The 20,807-nt window shown below is 65.8% G+C and carries 20 protein-coding genes; 6 read left to right on the forward strand and 14 right to left on the reverse strand.

What is annotated here, in order from left to right; genetic code table 11:
- The first annotated feature begins 3 nt into the window (after window positions 1-3).
- The 4 genes from AC20117_RS17605 to AC20117_RS17620 all read left to right on the forward strand — a co-directional run bounded on the left by AC20117_RS17605 (window position 4) and on the right by AC20117_RS17620 (window position 4,322).
- Window positions 4-1,059 carry a nucleoside hydrolase gene (locus tag AC20117_RS17605; protein ID WP_074702543.1) on the forward strand — a complete coding sequence of 352 codons (1,056 nt, stop codon included), beginning with the start codon at window positions 4-6 and terminating at the stop codon, window positions 1,057-1,059.
- A gap of 88 nt (window positions 1,060-1,147) precedes the next feature.
- Window positions 1,148-1,945 (forward strand): glycosyl transferase family 9, encoded by a 798-nt coding sequence (locus tag AC20117_RS17610; protein WP_074702542.1) that lies wholly within the window; start codon window positions 1,148-1,150, stop codon window positions 1,943-1,945.
- A gap of 8 nt (window positions 1,946-1,953) precedes the next feature.
- Window positions 1,954-2,694, forward strand: coding sequence for an energy-coupling factor transporter transmembrane component T family protein (locus AC20117_RS17615; protein ID WP_074702541.1), 741 nt, complete (start codon window positions 1,954-1,956; stop codon window positions 2,692-2,694).
- A complete protein-coding gene (locus AC20117_RS17620) occupies window positions 2,694-4,322 on the forward strand; it encodes an ABC transporter ATP-binding protein (RefSeq protein ID WP_074703435.1) in 1,629 nt (542 codons plus the stop codon). The genes AC20117_RS17615 and AC20117_RS17620 overlap by 1 nt, the downstream gene beginning before the upstream one ends.
- Here the strand turns inward: AC20117_RS17620 and AC20117_RS17625 are convergent.
- The 9 genes from AC20117_RS17625 to AC20117_RS17665 all read right to left on the reverse strand — a co-directional run bounded on the left by AC20117_RS17625 (window position 4,291) and on the right by AC20117_RS17665 (window position 14,283).
- The gene (locus tag AC20117_RS17625; protein ID WP_074702540.1) at window positions 4,291-6,420 is read right to left on the reverse strand and encodes a 3-hydroxyacyl-CoA dehydrogenase NAD-binding domain-containing protein; all 2,130 of its coding nucleotides are present in this window, start codon (window positions 6,418-6,420) and stop codon (window positions 4,291-4,293) included. The two genes, AC20117_RS17620 and AC20117_RS17625, sit on opposite strands and share 32 nt — an antisense overlap.
- The gene (locus AC20117_RS17630) at window positions 6,417-7,688 is read right to left on the reverse strand and encodes a thiolase family protein (protein ID WP_236777362.1); all 1,272 of its coding nucleotides are present in this window, start codon (window positions 7,686-7,688) and stop codon (window positions 6,417-6,419) included. The genes AC20117_RS17625 and AC20117_RS17630 overlap by 4 nt, the downstream gene beginning before the upstream one ends.
- Before the next feature lie 117 nt (window positions 7,689-7,805).
- Window positions 7,806-9,152 carry an HRDC domain-containing protein gene (locus AC20117_RS17635; protein WP_074702538.1) on the reverse strand — a complete coding sequence of 449 codons (1,347 nt, stop codon included), beginning with the start codon at window positions 9,150-9,152 and terminating at the stop codon, window positions 7,806-7,808.
- 23 nt (window positions 9,153-9,175) lie between these two features.
- Window positions 9,176-9,814: a DUF3000 domain-containing protein gene (locus AC20117_RS17640; RefSeq protein ID WP_418202224.1), complete on the reverse strand. Its 639-nt coding sequence runs from the start codon at window positions 9,812-9,814 to the stop codon at window positions 9,176-9,178.
- Window positions 9,815-9,876: 62 nt separating this feature from the next.
- On the reverse strand, window positions 9,877-10,947 hold the full coding sequence (locus AC20117_RS17645; protein ID WP_101632633.1) for a threonine aldolase family protein: 1,071 nt from the start codon (window positions 10,945-10,947) through the stop codon (window positions 9,877-9,879).
- Between the two features lie 48 nt (window positions 10,948-10,995).
- Complete coding sequence (locus AC20117_RS17650) at window positions 10,996-11,757, reverse strand: SDR family NAD(P)-dependent oxidoreductase (RefSeq protein ID WP_074702537.1); 762 nt, start codon at window positions 11,755-11,757, stop codon at window positions 10,996-10,998.
- The gene (locus tag AC20117_RS17655) at window positions 11,754-13,088 is read right to left on the reverse strand and encodes a DUF6421 family protein (protein ID WP_101632746.1); all 1,335 of its coding nucleotides are present in this window, start codon (window positions 13,086-13,088) and stop codon (window positions 11,754-11,756) included. The genes AC20117_RS17650 and AC20117_RS17655 overlap by 4 nt, the downstream gene beginning before the upstream one ends.
- A 251-nt stretch (window positions 13,089-13,339) precedes the next feature.
- Window positions 13,340-13,771, reverse strand: coding sequence for a peptide-methionine (R)-S-oxide reductase MsrB (msrB, locus tag AC20117_RS17660; RefSeq protein ID WP_418202225.1), 432 nt, complete (start codon window positions 13,769-13,771; stop codon window positions 13,340-13,342).
- 23 nt (window positions 13,772-13,794) lie between these two features.
- Window positions 13,795-14,283, reverse strand: coding sequence for a hypothetical protein (locus tag AC20117_RS17665; RefSeq protein WP_074702534.1), 489 nt, complete (start codon window positions 14,281-14,283; stop codon window positions 13,795-13,797).
- 148 nt (window positions 14,284-14,431) lie between these two features.
- On the opposite strand from AC20117_RS17665, the gene AC20117_RS17670 reads away from it, so the two are divergent.
- Complete coding sequence (locus AC20117_RS17670; protein WP_101632634.1) at window positions 14,432-15,727, forward strand: alpha/beta hydrolase family protein; 1,296 nt, start codon at window positions 14,432-14,434, stop codon at window positions 15,725-15,727.
- Here the strand turns inward: AC20117_RS17670 and ybaK are convergent, their stop codons facing one another.
- From ybaK to AC20117_RS17685, 3 genes are read right to left on the reverse strand one after another with little or no spacing between them, the layout of a single operon-like run.
- Window positions 15,728-16,219, reverse strand: coding sequence for a Cys-tRNA(Pro) deacylase (gene ybaK / locus AC20117_RS17675; protein ID WP_074702533.1), 492 nt, complete (start codon window positions 16,217-16,219; stop codon window positions 15,728-15,730).
- A gap of 17 nt (window positions 16,220-16,236) precedes the next feature.
- Complete coding sequence (locus AC20117_RS17680; protein WP_074702532.1) at window positions 16,237-16,686, reverse strand: SufE family protein; 450 nt, start codon at window positions 16,684-16,686, stop codon at window positions 16,237-16,239.
- A gap of 30 nt (window positions 16,687-16,716) precedes the next feature.
- On the reverse strand, window positions 16,717-17,622 hold the full coding sequence (locus tag AC20117_RS17685) for a sulfurtransferase (RefSeq protein ID WP_074702531.1): 906 nt from the start codon (window positions 17,620-17,622) through the stop codon (window positions 16,717-16,719).
- Between the two features lie 245 nt (window positions 17,623-17,867).
- Between AC20117_RS17685 and zapE the strand changes: the two genes are divergently transcribed.
- On the forward strand, window positions 17,868-18,905 hold the full coding sequence (zapE, locus tag AC20117_RS17690; RefSeq protein WP_074702530.1) for a cell division protein ZapE: 1,038 nt from the start codon (window positions 17,868-17,870) through the stop codon (window positions 18,903-18,905).
- A gap of 87 nt (window positions 18,906-18,992) precedes the next feature.
- Here the strand turns inward: zapE and AC20117_RS17695 are convergent, their stop codons facing one another.
- Both AC20117_RS17695 and AC20117_RS17700 read right to left on the reverse strand, forming a co-directional pair.
- Window positions 18,993-19,244: an antitoxin gene (locus AC20117_RS17695; RefSeq protein ID WP_074703432.1), complete on the reverse strand. Its 252-nt coding sequence runs from the start codon at window positions 19,242-19,244 to the stop codon at window positions 18,993-18,995.
- Window positions 19,245-19,472: 228 nt separating this feature from the next.
- A complete protein-coding gene (locus tag AC20117_RS17700) occupies window positions 19,473-20,723 on the reverse strand; it encodes an IS256 family transposase (protein WP_101632748.1) in 1,251 nt (416 codons plus the stop codon).
- Window positions 20,724-20,807: the final 84 nt, after the last annotated feature.

Raw genomic sequence — 20,807 nt, forward strand, 5'->3', positions numbered from 1 at the left:
GCCATGACTGAATCGGGAGCGCCGGTCCGGCTGCTGGTGGACAACGATACCGGCATCGATGACGCCCTGGCCCTGGTCTATCTGCTCAGCCTGTCCCACGTTGACGTCGAAGTGCTCACCAGCACGCCGGGCAACGTCGCGGTTGAGCAGGTGGCCCGGAACAATCTGGCTCTGCTGGAACTGTGCGGACGGACCGGCGTGGAGGTCGCCGTCGGGGCGACCGCGCCGTTGGAGATCCCCTTGACGACGACGCCGGAAACCCACGGGCCGCAAGGCATCGGTTACGCCGAACTGCCGGCACCGGAGGGCGCGGTTTCGCCGCATCATGCCGTTGACCTCTGGGTGGAGGCCGCGCGGCAACATCCGGGGGAGCTGACCGCCCTGCTGACCGCCCCGCTGACAAACTTCGCGCTGGCCCTGCGGAAAGAACCCCGGCTGCCGAAGCTGCTCAAACGCGTGGTCATCATGGGCGGCAGCTACTACTACCAAGGCAACACCACGCCGACGGCGGAGTGGAACACCCATGTGGACCCGCACGCCGCCGCCGAGGTCTTCGCGGCGTTCGAGGGCGAGCCCGAAGACCGGTTGCCGATTGTGTGCGCGCTGGAGATGACCGAACGCATCGAGCTGCGCCCGGAACATGTGGCGGAGCTGGGACGGCTCGCCGGCAGCGCCGAGGCCGAGCTGGTGCTTCCGGAAGATCCGGAAGGCCGGCGCAGCACGGCCGCCAATCCCTTGCTGCGCTGCCTCTCCGACGCCCTGCGGTTCTACTTCGAGTTCCACCGCCACTATGACCAGGGCTATTTGGCGCACGTGCACGATGTCTTCGCCGCCGCCATCGCGGCTGGTGCGGTTGACTACCGCACACGCCCGGCCACCGTGCACGTAGAGACGGGATCCGGTCTCCTGGTCGGGACGACCGTCGCCGACTACCGCGGGCTCTGGGGCAGAAAACCCAACGCCCGGATTGTTTCGTGGAACGATCCGGAGGCTACTTTCCGGGAGGTGCTCGGCTCCATCGGGGCGCTGGCCCGGCGGCTGGATTCCGCCGGCGGGTAGTTGCCCGCCGGATTCGCTAGAATGGATGACCGGGCCGAGGTGACATAGGCCCAATCCCATCAGTTTTTTCCAGCACTGAGGAATCTCTATGTCCACGTCCCTGACGCTGCCCTCGAACGCCGGCAGCACATCGCTGCGCTCCCGAATCCTGCCGCTGCTCGGCGCGGCCGTTATCGCTGCCACCTACCTGATGCTGGTCCTGCTCCAGCCGGTGGAAGCGGCCGCGGGCCTGTCCAGCTGGCCCGCCGTCACCGCCTTCGCCGGCTATCTTGCCGGGGCCATCCTGCTGCTGGTCGGCGTCCTGCCGCAGCTGCCGCCCTCGGCGGTGGCCATCATTCCGGTAGGCCTTGCCCTGAACATTGTGCTCGGCCAATTCGTGGGCAGCACGCTGGTGCCGCTCTACCTGGATTCCATCGGCACCGTCCTGGTGGGTCTGCTGGCCGGCCGGTCCGCCGGCGCCGCCACCGGTGTGCTGGGGTCGCTCGTCTGGTCCCTCTTCAACCCCACGGTGCTGCCCTTCGCCGCCGGCGCCGCGGCCATCGGCTACCTCGCCGGGACCGCCGGCCGGCTCGGTGTGCTGCGGCGCGTCTACTGGGCACCGGTGGCCGGCTTCCTGACCGGGGTCGTGGCCGCGGTGCTGTCCGCGCCCGTCGCCGCCTTCGTCTACGGTGGCACCTCCGGCGCCGCGACCGGCGCCTTGGTGGCCATGTTCCGCGCCATGGGTGACGGGCTCCTGGCTTCCATCACCAAGCAGGCGCTGATTTCCGATCCAGCGGACAAGGCACTGGCCTTCCTCGTGGCGGCGCTGCTGGTGGCGGCCCTGCCACGGCGGATCCGCCTGCAGTTCCCGCAGGTGCAGCGTCAGGCGTCCCGGCCCGGCGAATAGCGCTGCGCATGATCCGGCTTCATCCTTTCACCGGGCTCGCCTTGGCCGCCGCTGCCGCACTGCTCACGCTGGCCGCGGACCGCTGGTGGCTGAGCCTGGCCGTTACCGGGGCGGCCGTCTGCCTGGCAGTCCTCGCGGGAACGGCCGCCCGGCTGGTGCTCACGGCAGGGGCAGTGCTGGCCCCGCTGTGGCTGTCGCAGCTGATGGTCCACGCGCTGTTCGATCCCGCCGGCAGCGAGGTGCTCTTCGCTGGCGGACCCGTCCGGCTGACGCTGGAAGGACTGACGACGGCGGGCAGCCTGGGTCTGCGGGCGGCGGCCTTCGTCTCGGTGTTCCTGCTGTATTCGGTGACCGTTGACCGCATCGAGCTGGTCCGCGCGATCGACGCGGCCCGCGTACCTGCGCAGCTGGGCTACATCGTCGCGGCGACGCTGGCGTTGGTCCCGGCCACGGCCGAAAGAGCCCGAGCCATCGCCCAGGCGCAGGCCGTGCGCGGCGCCGGCGAGGGCAGCGGCCCGACCGGCTGGCTGCGCAGGAAACGGCTGCTCGCGGTTCCCCTGGTGCTGTCCAGCATCCAGGATGCCACCGAGCGCTCCGTGCAACTGCAGTTGAGAGGCTTTGCCGGCGGCCCCGGCCGGACGCAGCTCCATCCGGTCGCGGCGAAGAGCTGGGAGAAACCCTTCGGGCTCCTGGTGCTGTGCCTGGCCGCGGCCGCGGCGGTGCTCCTGGCCATCCCGGGCGGCCGCTGATGGAGCTCGAGATCCTGGACTACCGGTATCCGGGCCACGAGGCACCGGCGCTCTCCGGGGTGCGGCTGTCGGTGGCGCCCGCCTCGCTGACCCTGGTCGCCGGTGGTTCCGGCAGCGGCAAGAGCACGCTGGCCGGGATCATGGCCGGGCATCTGCCCGGCCGGACCGGCGGGCAGCTGACCGGGTCCGTCAGCCTTGCAGGCCAAACCCTGGAGTACGACGGCGGGACGCAGCCTCACGTCGTTGACCTGCGGCAGTGGGTACGGCATGTAGCCTACGTACCCCAGGACGCCCGCTCCTACCTCTCCATGGTGCGTTCCACTGTGGAGGAAGAGTTGGCCTTCGGCCTGGAGAATGCGGGTGTGCCCCGGGCCGAGATGGCGGCACGGATCCGGTCCATCGCCGGGCGGTTCGGCCTCGGCCCGTTGCTGGAGCATGATCCCGCCCGGCTCTCCGGCGGACAGGAGCGGCTGGTTGCCATAGCCGCAGCGGCCGTTACTGATGCCGGCGTGCTGGTGCTGGATGAACCGCTTGCCGGTCTGGACGAGACTGCCGCGGCCCGGGTGGCAGCAATGGTGACGGGCCTGCGGGACGCTGGCACCGCCGTCGTTATCCTGACTTCTGTCCTGGACGCCCGGTTCTTCGACGCCGGCCAGGCGCTGCTGCTGGAGAACGGCCAGAGTGTGGCCGAAGGCATGTCTGCGGTCCGGGAGCGTGCGGCATCGGCCGGAGTCGTGGTTTCCGGCGTCTCGGCGGCGGCATGGGGCGGCGCCAGCAGCCCGTCGGAACATGCTGCAAGGTCAGCGACGGATGTCCCTCTGGGAAGCAGGCCGGCGGAGCCAGAAAGCACAGACGGCGCCGTACTGCGCTACCGGAACGTCGAATTCAGCTACCCTGATCCGGACCATGGCCGGCGGCGGGCAAAACTGTTCCGCCGGCGCCCCGGTAAGGGTCCCGGCGGATCAGGCCCTGCGCTCAAAGGAGGGTTGCTGGACTCCGTCAGTTTCGCGGTGCATCCGGGTGAGTGCGTTGCCTTGACCGGGCCGAACGGAACCGGCAAAACGACGCTGCTGAAGATGGCCCTGGGCCTGATCGTCCCTGATACGGGAAGCGTTTCGGTGGCTGGCCGGGACACGGCGGAAGCTTCGGTGGGGCAGCTCGCGAAGACAGCCGGGCTGCTGTTCCAGAACCCGGCGGACCAGCTGTTCGAGCGGTCCGTCTATCATGAAGTCGCTTTTGGCCCGCCGGGTTCGCGGCCGAATCCGGAAGTTGTCCGTCAGGCACTGGACGCGTGCGGCCTGAACGGGTTCGAGGACGAGCATCCGTACGAGCTGCCGGTCTCCCGGCGGCGGCTGGTCGCCCTGGCGACGGTGCTGGCGCGCCGGCCCGCCTTGCTGGTGCTGGACGAGCCGACGGTGTCCCTGGACGGGCACGGCAGGAAGCTGCTGGGCAGGATCCTGGCGGCGGCGACAGCCGGCGGGGGAGCCGTCCTGCTGTCCACGCACGACAAGGAGTTCGCACGCGCGCATTGCCAGCGGGTGGTGGAACTGGGGCGGCAGCAGGCGCTTCGGCACACAGCTACCGCCCCGGAGGGCGTCAGCGCCCCGGATGGAACTTCCGTCCGTTGACCCGCTCCGCTGCCCCCACCTGATCGAGGTACGGCGTGATGCCGCCCAGATGCATCGGCCAGCCGGCGCCGGTGATCATGCACAGATCGATGTCCTCGGGGCCGGCTACCACGCCTTCTTCGAGCATGAGGCCGATCTCTTCGGCCAAGGCATCCTGGGTGGTGCGTAGCAGTTCCTCGCCGGTGACCGGGTAATTGCCGAACTGCAGCAGGTCCAGGGTGTCCTGCGGGATATGCGTGCTGCCGTCCTCGGCTGTCTCCCAGAGGGACGTTTTGCCGGCATCGATCAGGCGCTGCTGGTTGGCCGAGACATGGAAACGCTCTCCGAAGGCTGCGTGCAGTGATTCCTGCACGTGCTGGGCCACCGGGAGGCCGACCATGGCCAGGAGCGTGAACGGGGTCATCGGCAGACCCATCGGCCGCAGTGCCTCGTCGGCTGTCTTGGCGTCCGTTCCGGCGTCGAAAGCCCGGCTGACTTCACCCATGAGCCGCAGCAGCACACGGTTGACCACGAAGGCGGCGGCATCCTGGACCAGGACCGGCGTCTTCTTCAGCTCTTTGGCCAGCGCGAAAGCGGTTGCCAGGACCGCCTCCTTGGTCTTTGGCACGCGGACAATCTCCAGCAGTGGCATGAGCGCCACGGGATTGAAGAAATGGAACCCGACCAGCCGCTCCGGATGCTTCAGATCCGCGGCCATCTCCGTCACCGACAGGGACGAGGTATTGGTCGCCAGAATACAGTCGGGTGACACGACGGCTTCTACTTCCGCGAACACCTGCTTTTTCACCCCGAGTTCTTCGAACACCGCTTCAATGACGAAGTCGGCGTCGAAGAACGCGTCCTTCGTGACGGAGCCCATGACGAGGGCTTTGGTACGGTTGGCAGCAGCGGCGGACAGGCGCTTCCTGGCGAGCAGCTTGTCTACCTCGGCGTGGACATACGCCACACCTTTGTCCACCCTGGCCTGGTCAATGTCCGTCAGCACCACCGGCACCTTGAGCTGGCGGGCGAAGAGCAGCGCCAGCTGGCTTGCCATCAGCCCGGCACCCACGACGCCGACCTTGGTCACCGGCCGGGCGAGCTTCTTGTCCGGGGCGCCTGCCGGCCGCTTTGACCGCCGCTGGATGAGATCGAGGAAAGCGTAGACGGTATTGCGGAAATGCGGAGTCTGCATCAGTTCGGTCAGCGTTTCTACCTCGGCCGCGGCCGATTCCTGCTGGGTCCAGTCCCTGCCTTGTTCCAGCAGATCCAGCAGCTTCCCCGGCGCGGGGGCTGCGTTGGACGTCTTGGCCTCCACAAAGATGCGGCCCTTGGCGACGGCGGCGTCCCAGTCGGCGTCGTCGTAATTGGCTTTGCCGGCGCGACGTTCCTTCACCGCTTGGAGGGTCTGGGCGTCGCCGGCAATGATCTTCCCGGCCCAGGCCAGCGACTGCTCGAGAAAATCCGCGGGTTCGAACAGGGCGTCCGCGACGCCCAGTTCGTATGCGGCCGTGCCGTTGAGCATCTTGTTGTTGCTCAGCGCATTGTCGATCATGACCTTCACGGCATTCTGCGGGCCGATCAGCCGCGGTAACCTGTACACACCGCCCCAGCCCGGCACCAGGCCCAGGAACGCTTCCGGCAGGCTGATGCCGTTGGCACCGCTGGACACCGTCCGGTAATGGGCCGCAAGGGCAATTTCGAGACCGCCGCCCATCGCCGCACCGTTGATGAACGCAAAGGTGGGGACCTCCATACCGTTCAGGACGCCGTAGACCTCATGGCCGAGCTGTGCCAGCCGGCGGCTGGACTCGGCGTCCTGCAGCGAGCCGACGGCGGACAAATCCGCGCCGGCCACCAGGTAATACGGTTTGCCCGTGACCGCGACGGCGTCGATCTCGCCTCGGCCGGCGCGTTCGCGCAGCCCTTCCAGCGCGAGGCCGAGTTCGACCAGGGTGTTGGGTCCGAGGGTGGTGGGTTTCGAATGGTCGAGGTCATTGTCCAGTGTCAGCAGGGCCAGCGTGGCTCCGCCGGGCAGGCGCACGTCGCGGACGTAGGAGTGCGTGACCGTCTCGTCCGGAAAAAGCCGGGCCAGCGACTGGAAATCTGCGGTGCTCATGCGAGGTCCTTTCCTGAAGTGCCGGAAACGGCGGCTGCGGTGCTGCTGCGCAGGCTGTAATCCTGATGGTGCGGGTTCTCCCAGATGACCGCGGCGCCCATGCCCAGGCCGATGCACATGGTGGTCAGTCCGTAGCGCACGCCTGGATCTTCTTCGAACTGCCGCGCCAACTGGGTCATGAGCCGCACGCCGGAGGAGGCCAGCGGGTGTCCGACGGCGATGGCGCCGCCGTACCGGTTGACGCGGTCATCGTCCTCGGCGATGCCGAAGTGGTCCAGGAAGGAGAGTACCTGCACGGCGAAGGCTTCGTTGATCTCGAACAGACCGATGTCGGCAATGTCCAGCCCTGATTGCTTGAGCGCCTTTTCGCTGGCGGGAACCGGACCAATGCCCATCACTTCGGGCTCGACGCCGGCGAAGGCGAAGGAGACCAGCCGCATCCTGGCCGGCAGCCCAAGTTCGGCAGCCGTTTCGGCCGATGCCAGCAGCGCCGCCGTGGCGCCGTCGTTCAACCCAGCCGCATTACCGGCGGTCACCCGGCCATGGGCACGGAACGGGGTGCGCAGCCCGGCCAGCTCCTCAACCGTTGTTTCGGGGCGCGGCGGCTGGTCCGCGGTGTGCAGGTCCCAGCCCTGTCCCGGCTTTTTGGCGGCAACCGGCACCAGATCCGGCTGGATCCGGTTGCCGGCATAGGCGGCGGCGAGCTTCCGTTGGCTGGCCGCCGCGTAGCTGTCGGACCGCTCCTTGGTGACCGCAGGGAAGCGGTCGTGCAGGTTTTCCGCCGTGTTCCCCATGTTCAGCGCGGCGGGATCCACCAGCCGTTCGGACAGGAACCGAGGGTTGGGGTCGGCGCCCTGTCCCATCGGGTGGTTGCCCATATGCTCGACACCGCCGGCAATTACGACGTCGTAAGCACCGAAGGCGATCCCGCTGGCCGTCGTCGTCACGGCGGTCAGGGCCCCGGCGCACATCCTGTCGATGGCGAAACCCGGGACGCTCTTGGGCAGGCCCGCGAGCAGCGCCGCGGTGCGGCCAATGGTCAGGGCCTGGTCCCCGGTCTGGGTTGTGGCGGCGATGGCCACGTCATCGATCCGGGCCGCCGGCAGTGACGGATTGCGGCGCAGCAGTTCGCGGATGCATTTGACCACCAGGTCATCGGCGCGGGTTTCTGCGTAGATTCCCTTCTCGCCTGCCTTGCCGAAGGGCGTTCGGACGCCGTCGACGAAGACGACCTCCCTCAACTGCCGGGCGGGACTCGTAGCGCTCACCAAGGAACTCCTCTTTGAGATGTGGGACACAAACAACTGCCAACATTATGTTACTTATGAGTAACATAAGCGGCAAGCCGGGGAATGTCCTTGGTTCTCGCGGGAGGTGCCGGGCTATCAGCGTTTACGGGAGCCCGTCTTCGGGTCCGCTTCGTCGGCCTTCGGCTTGCGTTCAGCCAAAGGCTCGGGGTGGAGGAACGCCTCGGTTATCACCGGCACGGCCAGTTCGCGTTGCCAGTTTCGTGCGCCCAGGTCGCGCAGGGCTTCGGCAATGGAGCCGGCGGTCACCGGTGTCGGAGGGCGCCAGGCTATCCGGCGTAAATAGTCCGGCGTCAGCAGGTTTTCCACCGGCATCTGCAGCTCCTCGGCCAAGGCGGCCAGCCGGGGCTTGGCCGTCTGCAGCCGGGCTGCGGCGGCCGGATCCTTGTCCGCCCACACGCGGGGCGGCGGCGGAGCGTTGGTCGGCATGTGCAGTTCCGGCAGTTTTTCGAGGCGCCGGGCGGCATCGATGCAGCGGAGCCAGCGGGGGGCCTCGCGCTGGGCGGCACGGCCGTGGAAGCCGTTTACCGCCAGCAGCTGCGGTACCGTTGCCGGCATTGCCCGTGCCGCCGCGACCATCGCCGAATCCGGAATCAGCCGGCCGGGGGCAACGTCACGTTTTTCGGCCAGCTGCTCGCGTTCCGTCCAGAGTTCTCGCACCGCGGCGAGCTGGCGGCGGTCGCGGATCTGGTGCAGACCGGATGTGCGTCGCCACGGATCGGTCCTCGGCGCAGCGGGCGGGGCTGCCAGCAATGCTTCGAATTCCTCTTCGGCAAAGGGCAGTTTCCCTGACTCTTCCAGGGCTGCGACGAGGGCTTCGCGGAGCTCAACGAGCACTTCAACGTCCAGGGCGGCGTAACGCAGCCATGGCTCCGGCAACGGCCTGGTGGACCAGTCCGCTGCTGAATGTTCTTTGGCCAGCGTGAACCCCAGGAGGTTCTCGATCACCGCGGCAAGCCCGACGCGGGGCAAGCCGGCGAGCCGGGCAGCGAGCTCGGTGTCGAAGAGCTTGTCCGGCCACATGCCCAGGGCCGCCAGGCACGGCAGGTCCTGGGTGGCGGCATGCAGGATCCATTCCACCCCGCGCAGCGCGTCGTTGATGACTTCAAGATCGTCGAAGGGTTCCGGGTCGATCAGCCAGGTGCCGGCACCTTCGCGGCGCAGCTGCACCAGGAAGGCGCGCTGGCCGTACCGGAAGCCCGATGCGCGCTCCGCGTCGACCGCCACCGGACCGGAACCTGCCGCAAGAGCCGCGGCGGCACGGTGCAGTCCTGATTGGGTGGAAATGACCAGCGGGACCCCTTCGCGGGGAGCGGTCAGTTCGATCAGTTCGGGAGCGTCTTGCTCCGGTTCGTCTGAGGCGGTAGCTGTGCTGTCTGCACGGCGGGAAGCCGCGGCAGACGAATCCGAAGTCAAAAACGTCATGGTTATACCAGTCTAAGGGCAGGTCAGTTGCGGCGCCGGTTAGGCAGCGACGTGACACCCTCGGGCAGGGGCGGCAAACCGGCAAAGGTGCAGACCATATCGGACCATGCCTCCAGATGGGACTGGAGGTCCGCGGAGTCCGGCGTCCACGAGGCCCTGAGCTCAATGTCGATCGCGTCCTGGTTATCCGAAAGTGAACCGAAGCTTTCGGAGAGGATCCTGGTGGCCGTGCCGCCGGCGTTCCGGTACCGGGCGCCGTGATCGTGCAAGGCGTCCAGCAGCCAGGTCCACGCCACGGAACCGAGCAAGGCATCGTTGCCCATCTCGGCGTCGAGCTCCGCGCGGATGTACGTCACGATGCGGAAGGTCCCGTCCCAAACCGCGGAGCCATCCGGATCATGCAGCAGGATGAAACGGCCGGTTGCGAGTTCCACGTCTTCGGTTTCCCGGAGGGCGGCGATGACCGGACCGTGCGCGGGACGCGGGCCTGCTGCCGCCGGCTGGATGACCTCGGCGCCGAGTGCCACGGCATACGGCGCGAGTCTGGATGGAGCAGGCAGCTCCGCCAGCTTGAGTTCATTGCGGCAGTTAGCCCGGCGCAACGCGGCCAGGGCAGTCAGGAAGTCCGCGGGTGCCGCGGAGAGATCGCCAATCGCACTCACCCTCCCAGATTAAAACCGTCCGGGGTGCCCGGAACGCTAGGCGCGCCGTTGGTGCCGGATCGTTATGCGCCCAGCTCGTTCCGGATGGCCGCGGCGAAAGCATCGATATCTTCCTCAGTGGTATCGAAGGAACACATCCAGCGGACCTCGCCCCGTGACTCGTCCCAGTCGTAGAAGCGGAACTGCTGCCGCAGCCGGTCTGCCGCTCCGGCGGGCAGGGCAGCGAACACCGCGTTGGCCTGGGTCGGCTGGGTAGGCGTCACGCCGTCGATGCCTTCCACCGCGGAACGGAGCCGCGCGGCCATGGCATTGGCATGCGCTGCCGAACGCAGCCACAGGTCGCCGTCGAGCAGGGCCAGGAACTGGGCGGAGATGAAGCGCATCTTGGAGGCAAGCTGCATGTTCATCTTCCGCAGGTACGTCATGCCGTGGGATGCCTCGGGGTTCAGGACCACCACGCATTCACCGAACAGCAGCCCGTTCTTCGTGCCGCCGAAGGAGAGGATGTCGACGCCGGCGTCGGTGGTGAAGGTGCGCAGATCCGTTCCCAGTGCGGCGGCGGCATTCGCCAGCCGCGCTCCGTCCATATGCACCTTCATGCCGTGGCCGTGGGCATGCTCGGCGATGGTACGGATTTCGTCAACGGAGTACAGCGTGCCCAGTTCGGTGCTTTGGGTGATCGATACGGCCAGCGGCTGAGCCCGGTGCTCGTCGCCCCAGCCCCAGGCCTCCCTGTCGATCAGTTCCGGCGTGAGTTTGCCGTCGCCAGTGGGCACGGGGAGCAGCTTGATGCCGCCCACGCGTTCCGGCGCACCGTTTTCGTCCACGTTGATGTGCGCGGTCGAGGCGCAGACCACGGCCCCCCAGCGCGGCAGCAGGGACTGCAGGCTGAGGACGTTGGCGCCGGTGCCGTTGAAGACCGGAAAGGCCTGGGCCTGCTCGCCGAAATGGGAGGCCATGACTTCCTGCAGCCTGGCCGTGTAGCCGTCATCGCCGTACGCCACCTGATGTCCGCCGTTGGCATGCGCGAGCGCGGTGAGTACTTCCGGGTGGACGCCCGAGTAGTTATCCGACGCGAAGCCGCGCACGGACTGGTCGTGCAGGGAAGCGGACAGCAGCGAGGAGTCATTCACAGTAGATATATTCCTTTTCCGGTGGGAGGAAGTTGCGGTCGGCGGTGTTTAGACGAGCGGGATGCGCCGGCCATTGATTTCGGCCGCCGGCCTGCCGAACAAATTCTTCACGGCTGTGGCCAGGTCCGCAACGTCGGTGAACCCCGTGAACGGCTTTTCCGGATTCCCGGCGCGCATCCGGTCATCCACCAGCGCCTTAATGACAAGTACGACGGCGGCCGAATGCTCAGCTTCGGACGTCTCGTTCGCGCCGGGGCCGGCTGCCTGGTCGCGACGGAACCCGTCCGCCACGGAAAACATCCAGCTTTCGGCGGCGGCCTTGGCCGCGGCGTAGTTGGCGCCGCCGGCGGTGGGGGAGCCCACCGCGGTGGCGGAGACGATGACCGCCCTGCCGTGGGGCGACGCGGCCAGGTCGTCATAGAAGGCGCGCGTGGTGTTGCGCAGGGTGGTGACCAGGTTCCGGTGCAGGAAGTCCCAGTCCTCGTCGGTCTGCCCGGCGATACCCTTGCCGCCGCGCCAGCCGCCCACCAAATGGACCAGCCCGTCGATGCTCCCGGCTTCGGCAGCAACCCGTTCTGCCAGATCCCGGACAGCCACCGCGTCGGCGAGGTCGCAGGCAAAGGTGAGCACGCCGTCGTCGTTCGCATAGGCGCTTTGCAGATGTTCGGGATTGCTGCCGACAGCGATCACCTGCGCGCCGGCTGCGCGCAGGGCTGCGGAAACGGCCTGCCCCGAGGCGCCGGACGCGCCCGCCACCAGGACGCGCAGCCCCGACGGGATACCGGAACCTGTGCTGGGGAATTCGCTCATGCCGCGGCGCCCGTAATGCCGGAGGTCGATTCGATCACAGTCTTCATCTTACGGTTTAGCGCCTCGTAGAACATGGACAGCGGGAATTCATCGTCCAGCACCTGGTCCGTCAGCTCGCGGGGCAGCCCGGACAAAGGCAGGGCGTCCGGCCCCTTGGCCCAGACCGAGGCCGGGTGCGGTGTCAGCGTCTTGGTCAGCATGGCGTACGCGGCCAGCCAGTGCGCCGTCTTGGGGCGGTCGATCGAACGCCAGTACAGCTCCTCGATCTGCAGTCCCAGCGCGACGACGACGTCGGCTACGTTGTCCCAGTCGATGCTCAGCTTGCCGTCGGTCCAGTGCAGCACGTGGTGCTGGTGCAGCCAGGCGAAGAGCAGCTGGCCGCCGAGGCCGTCGTAGTTGCGCACCCGGTTGCCGGTGATGGCGAAGCGGAAGATCCGGTCGAAGATGACGGCGTACTGGACCAGACGGGCATGTCGGCGGATGTCCTCCGACGCGTGCCGGTCATTCTGCAACCGCACCGACTCCCGGAAAGCAGTCAGATCGCAGCGCAGTTCCTCCAGCGAATACAGGAAGTACGGCATGCGCTGCTTGATCATGAACGGATCGAACGGCAGATCCCCGCGCATGTGCGTCCGATCGTGGATCAGATCCCACATTACAAACGTTTCTTCGGCCAGCCGCTGGTCCGCCAGCAGATCGGCAGCCTCCTCGGGCAGCTGGAGCGACGTTATATCCGCAGCGGCGCCGACGACCTTGCGGAAGCGGGCCGCCTCACGGTCGGCGAAGATGGCGCCCCACGTGAAGGCAGGCGTTTCCCGCACCGCCACCGTTTCCGGAAACAGGACGGCCGAATTCGTGTCGTAGCCGGCCGTGAAATCCAGGAAGCGGATGGGCACGAAGAGCTTGTTGGAGTAGTCGCCCGCCTCGAGGTCCGCGATGAAGTCCGGCCAGAGGACCTCGAGGAGAACTGCCTCCACCAGCCGGTCGGTGCTGCCGTTCTGGGTGTACATGGGGAAGACCACCAGATGGACCAGCCCGTTGGTGCGCTGCTGCTGCGGCTGGAACGCCAGCAGCGAATCCAGGAAGTCCGGGACGCCGAAGCCGGCTGCGGACCAGCGGCGGAAGTCCTGCTGGAGCAGGCGCAGGTATTCGCCGTCGTGGTCGAACATCGGCGCCAGTTCGGCGATGGCCGTCACGATGGTCTCGGTGTGCACAGCTGCCTCGGCATGGTGCGCGGTATCCGGGATGGAACCATCATGGACCTGCAACGGACGCAGCCCGCTGGCAGCTGCCTTCAGCCGCAGCCAGGCCGGGTGCCGTTCGGGCCGCATGTCTTGCGAATACCTGGTGTCGGTGGCGCTGGTGTTGATGCTCATGGATGCCTTCCTTCCGGCAGCGGTTCCATCGCGGAACCGTTGGAGGTGGACTTCTTGCTGTTTCCAAGAGCGTAACAACCAAACAGTGTCACTAATGCCGAAACCTTCGACAGATTAGAAACTGTTGTGCTTGTCGATGGGCGGCGGCAGAAATGACGAAGCCCGGCTCATGCTGGCCGGGCTTCGAGTGGGAAGAGTTCGAGGAACTAGGGAGCCTCGTCCTGCTTGGGCTCCAGCTTCAGGGAGACGGAGTTGATGCAGTAGCGCTGGTCGGTCGGCGTGCTGTAACCCTCGCCCTCAAAAACATGGCCCAGGTGGGAGTTGCAGTTCGCGCAGCGCACTTCGATTCGTTCCATCCCCAGCGCCGAGTCCCGCAGATAGCGCACCTTGCCCTCGGCCAGCGGGGCCCAGAAGGAGGGCCAGCCGCAGTGGGAGTCGAACTTCTCCTGGCTGGTAAATAGCTCGTCCCCGCAGGCGCGGCAGCGGTAGACGCCGGCTGTGTGCGTGTCGCAGTACTCGCCGGTATAGGGACGTTCCGTGCCGGCCTGCCGCAGCACCTGGTATTCCTCGGGCGTCAGTTCGCGGCGCCATTCGTCCTCGGACTTGGCGACGGGAAACGTTTCTGGCGTGCTGTTCACTTCACTCATATCCTTTTCAACGCTCACGAGTCCCCAATGTATCCCGAACCGGAATACAGATGGAGCACGGGGATGCCGAGTTTGTCCTGGGCACGGTTCGCCCAGTCGGTATGGAAGGTATCGGCAACAGCGTGCGGGGTGGTGATCACCACAGCGCGGTCAGCCGGATGGCGCTCGACGTAGTCAACCAGCGCCGAAACGCCGTCGTCGTCGACGATTTCCACCGTTCCTTGCAGCCCCCTGCCCTGTAGTGCCTGGACGGAGAGGCGTTTGGCTTCCTCGGCTTCGGTTTTGGCCTCTTCGGGCGAGGGCTGGCCATGCAGCAGCTCGCGGAAGGCCTGGGCGACGTCGAGCAGACTCAGATTGTCCAGAAAATCCAGCACCAGATTCCGTTTGGTGTCCTCGGGAATCAGCACGCTGAACTGCGTACCCTCGGTTGCCAGCAATTCCAGATTCCGAAGATCCGCATCATTGAGCGGCTCTTCGGTGAGTACTACAATCGTTTCGCTCATGGCCCCAGCGTAACCAGCGGGCGCGCGGCAAACAATAACAGGCCTTCCCAGGACTCCTTCGCAGCTGACAACCGCCTTCCCAACTGCCTTCGGCGTCTGCGCGGCAGGGCGTTACGCCGCGCGCGGCAGGGTGAGTAAGAATGGTGCCATGGCTTTGTTCGACCGTCGGAAAACTATAATCTCCGCCGCCGCGCCACCGGCCGAGGAAATTCGGCGGCAGTTGCCGTGGATGCGCTGGATGGGCGTCGGCGCAATCGCCGGCGCCGGTCTTGGCTCGCTGCTGGCCGGAGCCACCTCCGGGCTCGCCTCGTATTTCGCCCGCCAGGTGCTCACGCCGGTGCGCGAGCATGACCAGAACCTTGCGATCTACGCCGTGGTCGGCAGCAGCCAGCACCAAGAGGTCATTCTGCCGGCCACACCGGACACCACGGCGCCCGGCCTCTACAGCATTTATTTCGACGGCGGACGCGGCCAGGCGCGGATCGGCGCCATCACTTCCTACTCGCCGAAAGACGGAACAGTCCAGCGCACCGTGGAGCGTGTTTACAGCGGCGATCTGGCGGCGGCCCGCCGCGGTTGGTGGGGAGGCGCGGTCTACCCCGACCCTGCGGCCGCAGGACTTGCCAACGAGGAAGTCCGCATTGCGGTCGAGGGCGGCCAGGCACCAGCGTGGCTGATCAGGGGAGAGGAGAAGGCCCGGACCTGGGCCATCATGGTGCACGGCCGCGGCGCCACCCGGCAGGAAGGGCTTCGTGCTGCCCGCACCGCCCGCGGACTCGGGATGACCTCACTGCTCATTTCCTATCGGAACGACGGCGAAGCCCCCGCCGCGCCGGACGGGCGTTATGGCCTCGGGCTGACCGAGTGGCGGGACGTTGAAGCCGCGATGACGTACGCCTTGGAACACGGGGCCGAGGAGATCGTCCTGTTCGGCTGGTCCATGGGCGGCGCCATAAGTCTGCAGGCGGCGGACCAGTCCGTGCACCGCAACCGGATCAAGGCACTTGTCCTGGACGGTCCGGTGATCAACTGGATCGACGTGCTGGCATACCAGGCCAGGCTGAACCGGATCCCCGAGGCCGTGGGCCGTTTTTCGCAATGGCTCATTTCGAACCGTGCCGGCAGGTTGCTGACCGGTTTGGCGGCTCCGTTGGATCTGAAGAAGATGAACTGGGTAGCCAGGTACGACCAGCTCTGCGTGCCGACACTGATCCTGCACAGCCAGGACGACGATTTCGTGCCCTATGGGCCGTCGGCGGAACTGGCGGACAAGAATCCGCGGCTGGTGACTTTCGAGCCGTTCTCCGGAGCCAGCCACACCAAGGAATGGAACGTCGATCCCGAGCGCTGGGAGCGGGTGGTCACCGGCTGGCTGACCCATGTGCTCAGCGCGCCTGTTCCCGGGGTCAAAGGGCCAGGTATGAACGGCATGCAGCCGGACTGATCAGCCCGTACCGATGGCTACCAGCCGCGCACCGGTCAGGCGGATCAGGTCCTGTGCGGCCAATTCGATGTCCAGTCCGCGGCGACCGCCGGAAACCAGAATGGTGGGATAGTCCACCGCGCTGAAATCAATGATTGTCGGGCTGGGCTGCCGCTGGCCCAGCGGGGAGATACCACCGAGTACGTAGCCGGTCCGGCGCTGGGCAGCCAGCGGATCGGCCAGCACGGACTTCTTCGCCCCCAAGGCGGCTGCGAAGGATTTCAGATTGAGGTTTCCGGAGACTGGCACCACTGCCACAGCAAGATTGCCGTCTACCGCCACCATGAGGGTCTTGAAAATCCGTTCCGGGGGCAGACCCAGCTCGCGTGCTGCCTCAAGTCCGAAATCGGTCACAGCCGGATCATGGGCGTACCTGTGGAGGGTGTGCGGAACCCCCGCCTGCTGCAACAACAGTGTGGCGGGGGTTCCGGTCGACGCGGTGCGCTTTGCCAACGGCGGATTCGGCGCGCTCAGGCGGCCGCGCGGGCGTCCGTGATCTGACGCTTGATGCGGGCGAGCATGGCAGACATGCCACGCAGCCGCAGCGGCGTAATGGCACGGGTCAAACCGAGCTGCTCCGGCACATCGTCCGGTACGGCAAGAATCTCCGCAGCCGGCAGGCCGTTGAGCCCTTCATGCAGGACACCGGCGAAACCACGTGTAGTCGGGGCTTCCGGGGGTGCCGAGAAGTAGATCTCCACCGGTTCCTCCGGGCCGTCGCCGATCTCCAAGGTCAGGAACAGCGGGGACTGGCACTCGACAACCTGTTCCAACAGTTCCGGCTGGCCGGCAAGGTGCTCCGGAAGGTCCGGAAGCGATCGGGAGAATTCAAGCAGCAGTTGCAGCCGCTCAGGCTCCTCCATCGATTGGAAGTCATCGATGATTTCTGCCAGCTGTGCAGGGATGTTTTGTGCGCTCACAGTCACCTATTCTACTCGTGCACGCTGCTCTCAACGCCGTGCGGCGGGTACTTCGCCGGGTTCGGCACCCTTGACGATCGGCACGCGGACGGCGTTGCCCCATTCGGTCCAGGAACCGTCATAGTTGCGGACGTTCTCGAAGCCGAGCAGGTGTTTGAGGACGAACCAGGTGTGGCTTGAACGCTCACCGATGCGGCAGTAGGCCACCACTTCATCGCCGTCGTTCAAACCGGCCTCGCCCTTGTAGATAGCTTCCAGCTCTTCGCGGTCCCGGAACGTTCCGTCAGCAGCGGCGGCGCGGGCCCAGGGGACGGAGGCCGCGCTGGGAATGTGGCCGCCGCGCAGCGTTCCCTCCTCAGGATATGCGGGCATAGTGGTACGTTCGCCGGAGTATTCTTCGGCCGAGCGGACATCGATCAAGGGCTTGCCGAAGTGTTCGAAGACATCGGGCAGGAATGCGCGGATGGCCTCATCGCGACGTTCGACGACGGGGTACTCCACCGCTGCAGGCCTCGGCGTCTCGGTAGTGAGCTCGCGCCCCTCGGCAATCCACTTGTCGCGCCCGCCGTCAAGCAGCCGCACATCCTCGTGGCCGAAAAGCGTGAACACCCAAAGCGCGTAGGCAGCCCACCAGTTGCTCTTGTCCCCGTAAATCACCACGGTGGTCTCGCGAGTGATGCCCTTGGAACCGAGCAGTGCAGCGAACGCTTTGCCGTCGATATAGTCGCGGGTCAACGCGTCATTCAGATCCGTATGCCAGTCGATTTTCACTGCACCCGGAATATGGCCGGTCTCGTACAGGAGGATGTCCTCGTCCGATTCGACGACAACCAGGGAATCTGCGTCCAGGTTGGCCGCCAGCCAATCGGTGGAAACGAGCCGTTCCGGGTGGGCGTAGGCGGAAAATTTCTCGTTCTGTTCTGCGGCAACAGGCATAGCAAAACCTTTCCATGCGTCAGGGGTGGTCTCTGCCCAGCCTAACCATAAGCGCGAAGAAACAATCTCCACGCCGGTCATCATCCGCCACAATGTCGGGAGTCTCTTGCCCCGGGACTGCATCCGCCTGTTTCCCTGCAGTGGCCTCGGTCACGAATCTGCCGCGGCGTCGTCGGTAGCGTATCGTTTTTCTGGCGGCAATTCACCGCCACGCAGATTTTCAGGAAGGCTACGGTCGGTTAAACGTGCCCCAGATTGAACAGCTTTCGCGCCGGACCCCCAAGGTGTCGGTCGACGATTTGTTGGAGGGATTCCATCCTTCGCCGCGCTTCGGCGACGTTTCCTTCGACAGTTACCGTCCCGACCCGTCCCAGCCCTCGCAGTCCATCGCGGTCAAAGCGTTGCGGGATTTTGCCGTCGAGGTGGACCACCGGGAACCCAAGGGACTGAAAAAACTTTTCGCAGCCAAGAGGCAGCCCAGCAAGGCCGGTATCTACCTCGACGGCGGGTTCGGTGTGGGAAAAACCCACTTGCTGGCCTCCCTCTGGCACGCGGTGGAGGGTCCAAAGGCCTTCGGCACCTTCGTCGAATATACAAATCTGGTGGGGGCGCTATCCTTCCGCAAGACGGTGGACGCGCTGAGCAGCTACCGGTTGGTTTGTATCGATGAATTCGAACTGGACGACCCGGGGGACACCGTGCTGATGTCCCGGCTGATGCGCGAGCTGGCCGACGCCGGCGTGAAGCTCGCAGCTACCTCCAACACGTTGCCCGGTTCACTCGGCGAGGGACGCTTTGCTGCCGTAGATTTCCAACGCGAAATCCAGGTCCTGTCAGACCAGTTCAACGTCATCCGTATCGACGGCGAAGACTACCGTCATCGGGGACTGCCAGCCGCTCCGGATCCTTTGACTGATCTTGAACTCAAACGGCGGGTCTACAGTGACTTCAAGGGCCAGGTGGTCGCGGCCGATGAATTCTCGGATCTGGTTAGTCATCTCGAAGGCGTGCATCCGAGCCGCTACCGGCAGTTCATCGACGGTATCGATGCGGTGGCGTGGCACAACGTCGCGACGATTACCGAGCAATCAGTAGCCCTGCGCTTTGTCGTGCTGGCGGACCGGCTCTATGACAAGGACGTGCCCATTATTGCGAGCGGACGCCCGTTCGATGAGCTTTTCACTCCGGAGATGATGTCCGGCGGCTACATGAAGAAGTACTACCGGGCCGTTTCCAGACTGACAGCCCTGGCACGTGAAGGGTTGACTGGCGAGGAGTCCTGAGGCCTCCCAGAATGGCAGAAACAGCACAAAGGCGCTGGTGCTACCTCCCGGTAGGACCAGCGCCTTTTTGGCGTGCTCTAAGAGAAGTTATGCCGAAGGGCTGCCCTTATCGGTTGCGGCACCGGGGGTATTTCCACCATCTGCCCTGTCGATGAGGTTCGCGACTTTGGCCTGCAGACCATCTACCTGCCCGGAGTACTTGCCGCCGGTCTTGCTGTCGATGAAATCTCCAGCCTTGCCGACGCCGTCCTTGAGCTTGTCGGCATTGCCGCCGACCAGATGAGCGGCCTTGTCCTTAAGCTGTCCGGCCTTGCCCTTGAGCTCGTCAAATACAGACACAGACACCTCCCTTCGCTCCTGGGAGCCGCATGCTCCCGCCTACTTCTATCGTAGGCCCGAGGCAGGGTGCGTCAATAGGCCGGGCAGGCCCGGTACAGGTAGCCGCCAAAGAGAGACTTGTTACTGCTCGTCTGGAAGTTTGTGCCCGAGACCAAGGGCAAGGAACTCGAGGCCATGGAGCTGTGCGGGACTGTCCGATAAACGGTGTGTGGGGTCCGGCGGTTTTCATCAGTGAGCGGTTCTCTCGAACCGTCCGGCGAAGGTGATCGCGAACGCGTTGAGCGCCGGCTTCCACCTCATTACCCAGCGTGCCCGGCCTCCGCCGGTAGGGTCAAGAGATCTGGTGACCAGGTAAAGGCATTTCAGCGCCGCGGCCTCGTTCGGGAAGTGCCCGCGGGCTCTCACCGCCCGCCGGTAGCGGGCGTTGATCGACTCGATCGCGTTCGTCGTGCAGATCACCCGGCGGATCTCCACGTCGTACTCCAGGAACGGCACGAACTCGGCCCATGCGGATTCCCAGAGCTGCACGATGGCTGGATACCGTTGGCCCCACTCGGTTTTGAATTCGTTGAACCGGTCCTTCGCGGCCTGCTCACTGGGTGCGGTGTAGACCGGTTTGAGGGCTTTGACGATTCCGTCGCGGTGCTGCCGGCCGGCGTAGCGGAAGCTGTTGCGGATCAGGTGCACGATGCACTGCTGGACCACTGTTCGCTCCCACGTGGTCGTGATCGCCTCCGGCAGCCCTTTGAGCCCGTCGCACACGGCGATGAACACATCCTCTACGCCGCGGTTCTTCAGTTCGGAGAAGATCTGCAGCCAGAACCGGGCGCCCTCGCCACCGTCGCCGGCCCAGATGCCGAGGATTTCCCGCTCCCCGTTCACGGTGACTCCCATGACGACGTAGAACGGGGTGTTCCGTACCTGCCCGTCGCGGACCTTGACGACGATCGCGTCCACGAAAAGCACCGGATAGATCGGATCCAGCGGACGGGCCGACCACTCCGCGAGTTCGCCAACGACCTTCTCCGTGATGCGGCTGATGGTGTCCTTGGAGACCGTGGCCCCGTAGACCTCCTCGAAGTGCGCGGCGATCTCCCCGGTGGTCAGCCCCCGGGCGGACAGCGAGAGGACGATCTGGTCGATCCCGTCCAGGCGCCGTTTCCGCTTGGGCACGATCACCGGCTCGAACGACCCGTCCCGGTCCCGGGGAACCTGAATCTCGACCGGGCCGATCTCGGTCAGCACGGTCTTGGACCGGGTGCCATTCCGCATGTTGGCCGCGATCGGGGTTTCGCCGTGTTCGTGGCCGAGGTGCTCGGTCAGTTCCGCGTCCAATGCGGTTTCGAGCACGTTCTTCGTGAGCTGGTTCAGCAGCCCGCCGGGGCCGACCAGGCTCACGCCCTGTTCCTTGGCCTGCGCGAGCAGTCGCTCGGCAAGCTCCTTCTGATCGATAATCTCTCCCGTCACGGGATCGATCATCGCCCCTGTCATCTCGGTCGTGAACTCTGACACGGCCATCTCCTTTCGGATCAGGCCGAACCCTTACACACCGTTTTTCTTACA

This window comes from Arthrobacter crystallopoietes (assembly GCF_002849715.1).
GTDB classification, from domain to species: domain Bacteria; phylum Actinomycetota; class Actinomycetes; order Actinomycetales; family Micrococcaceae; genus Crystallibacter; species Crystallibacter crystallopoietes.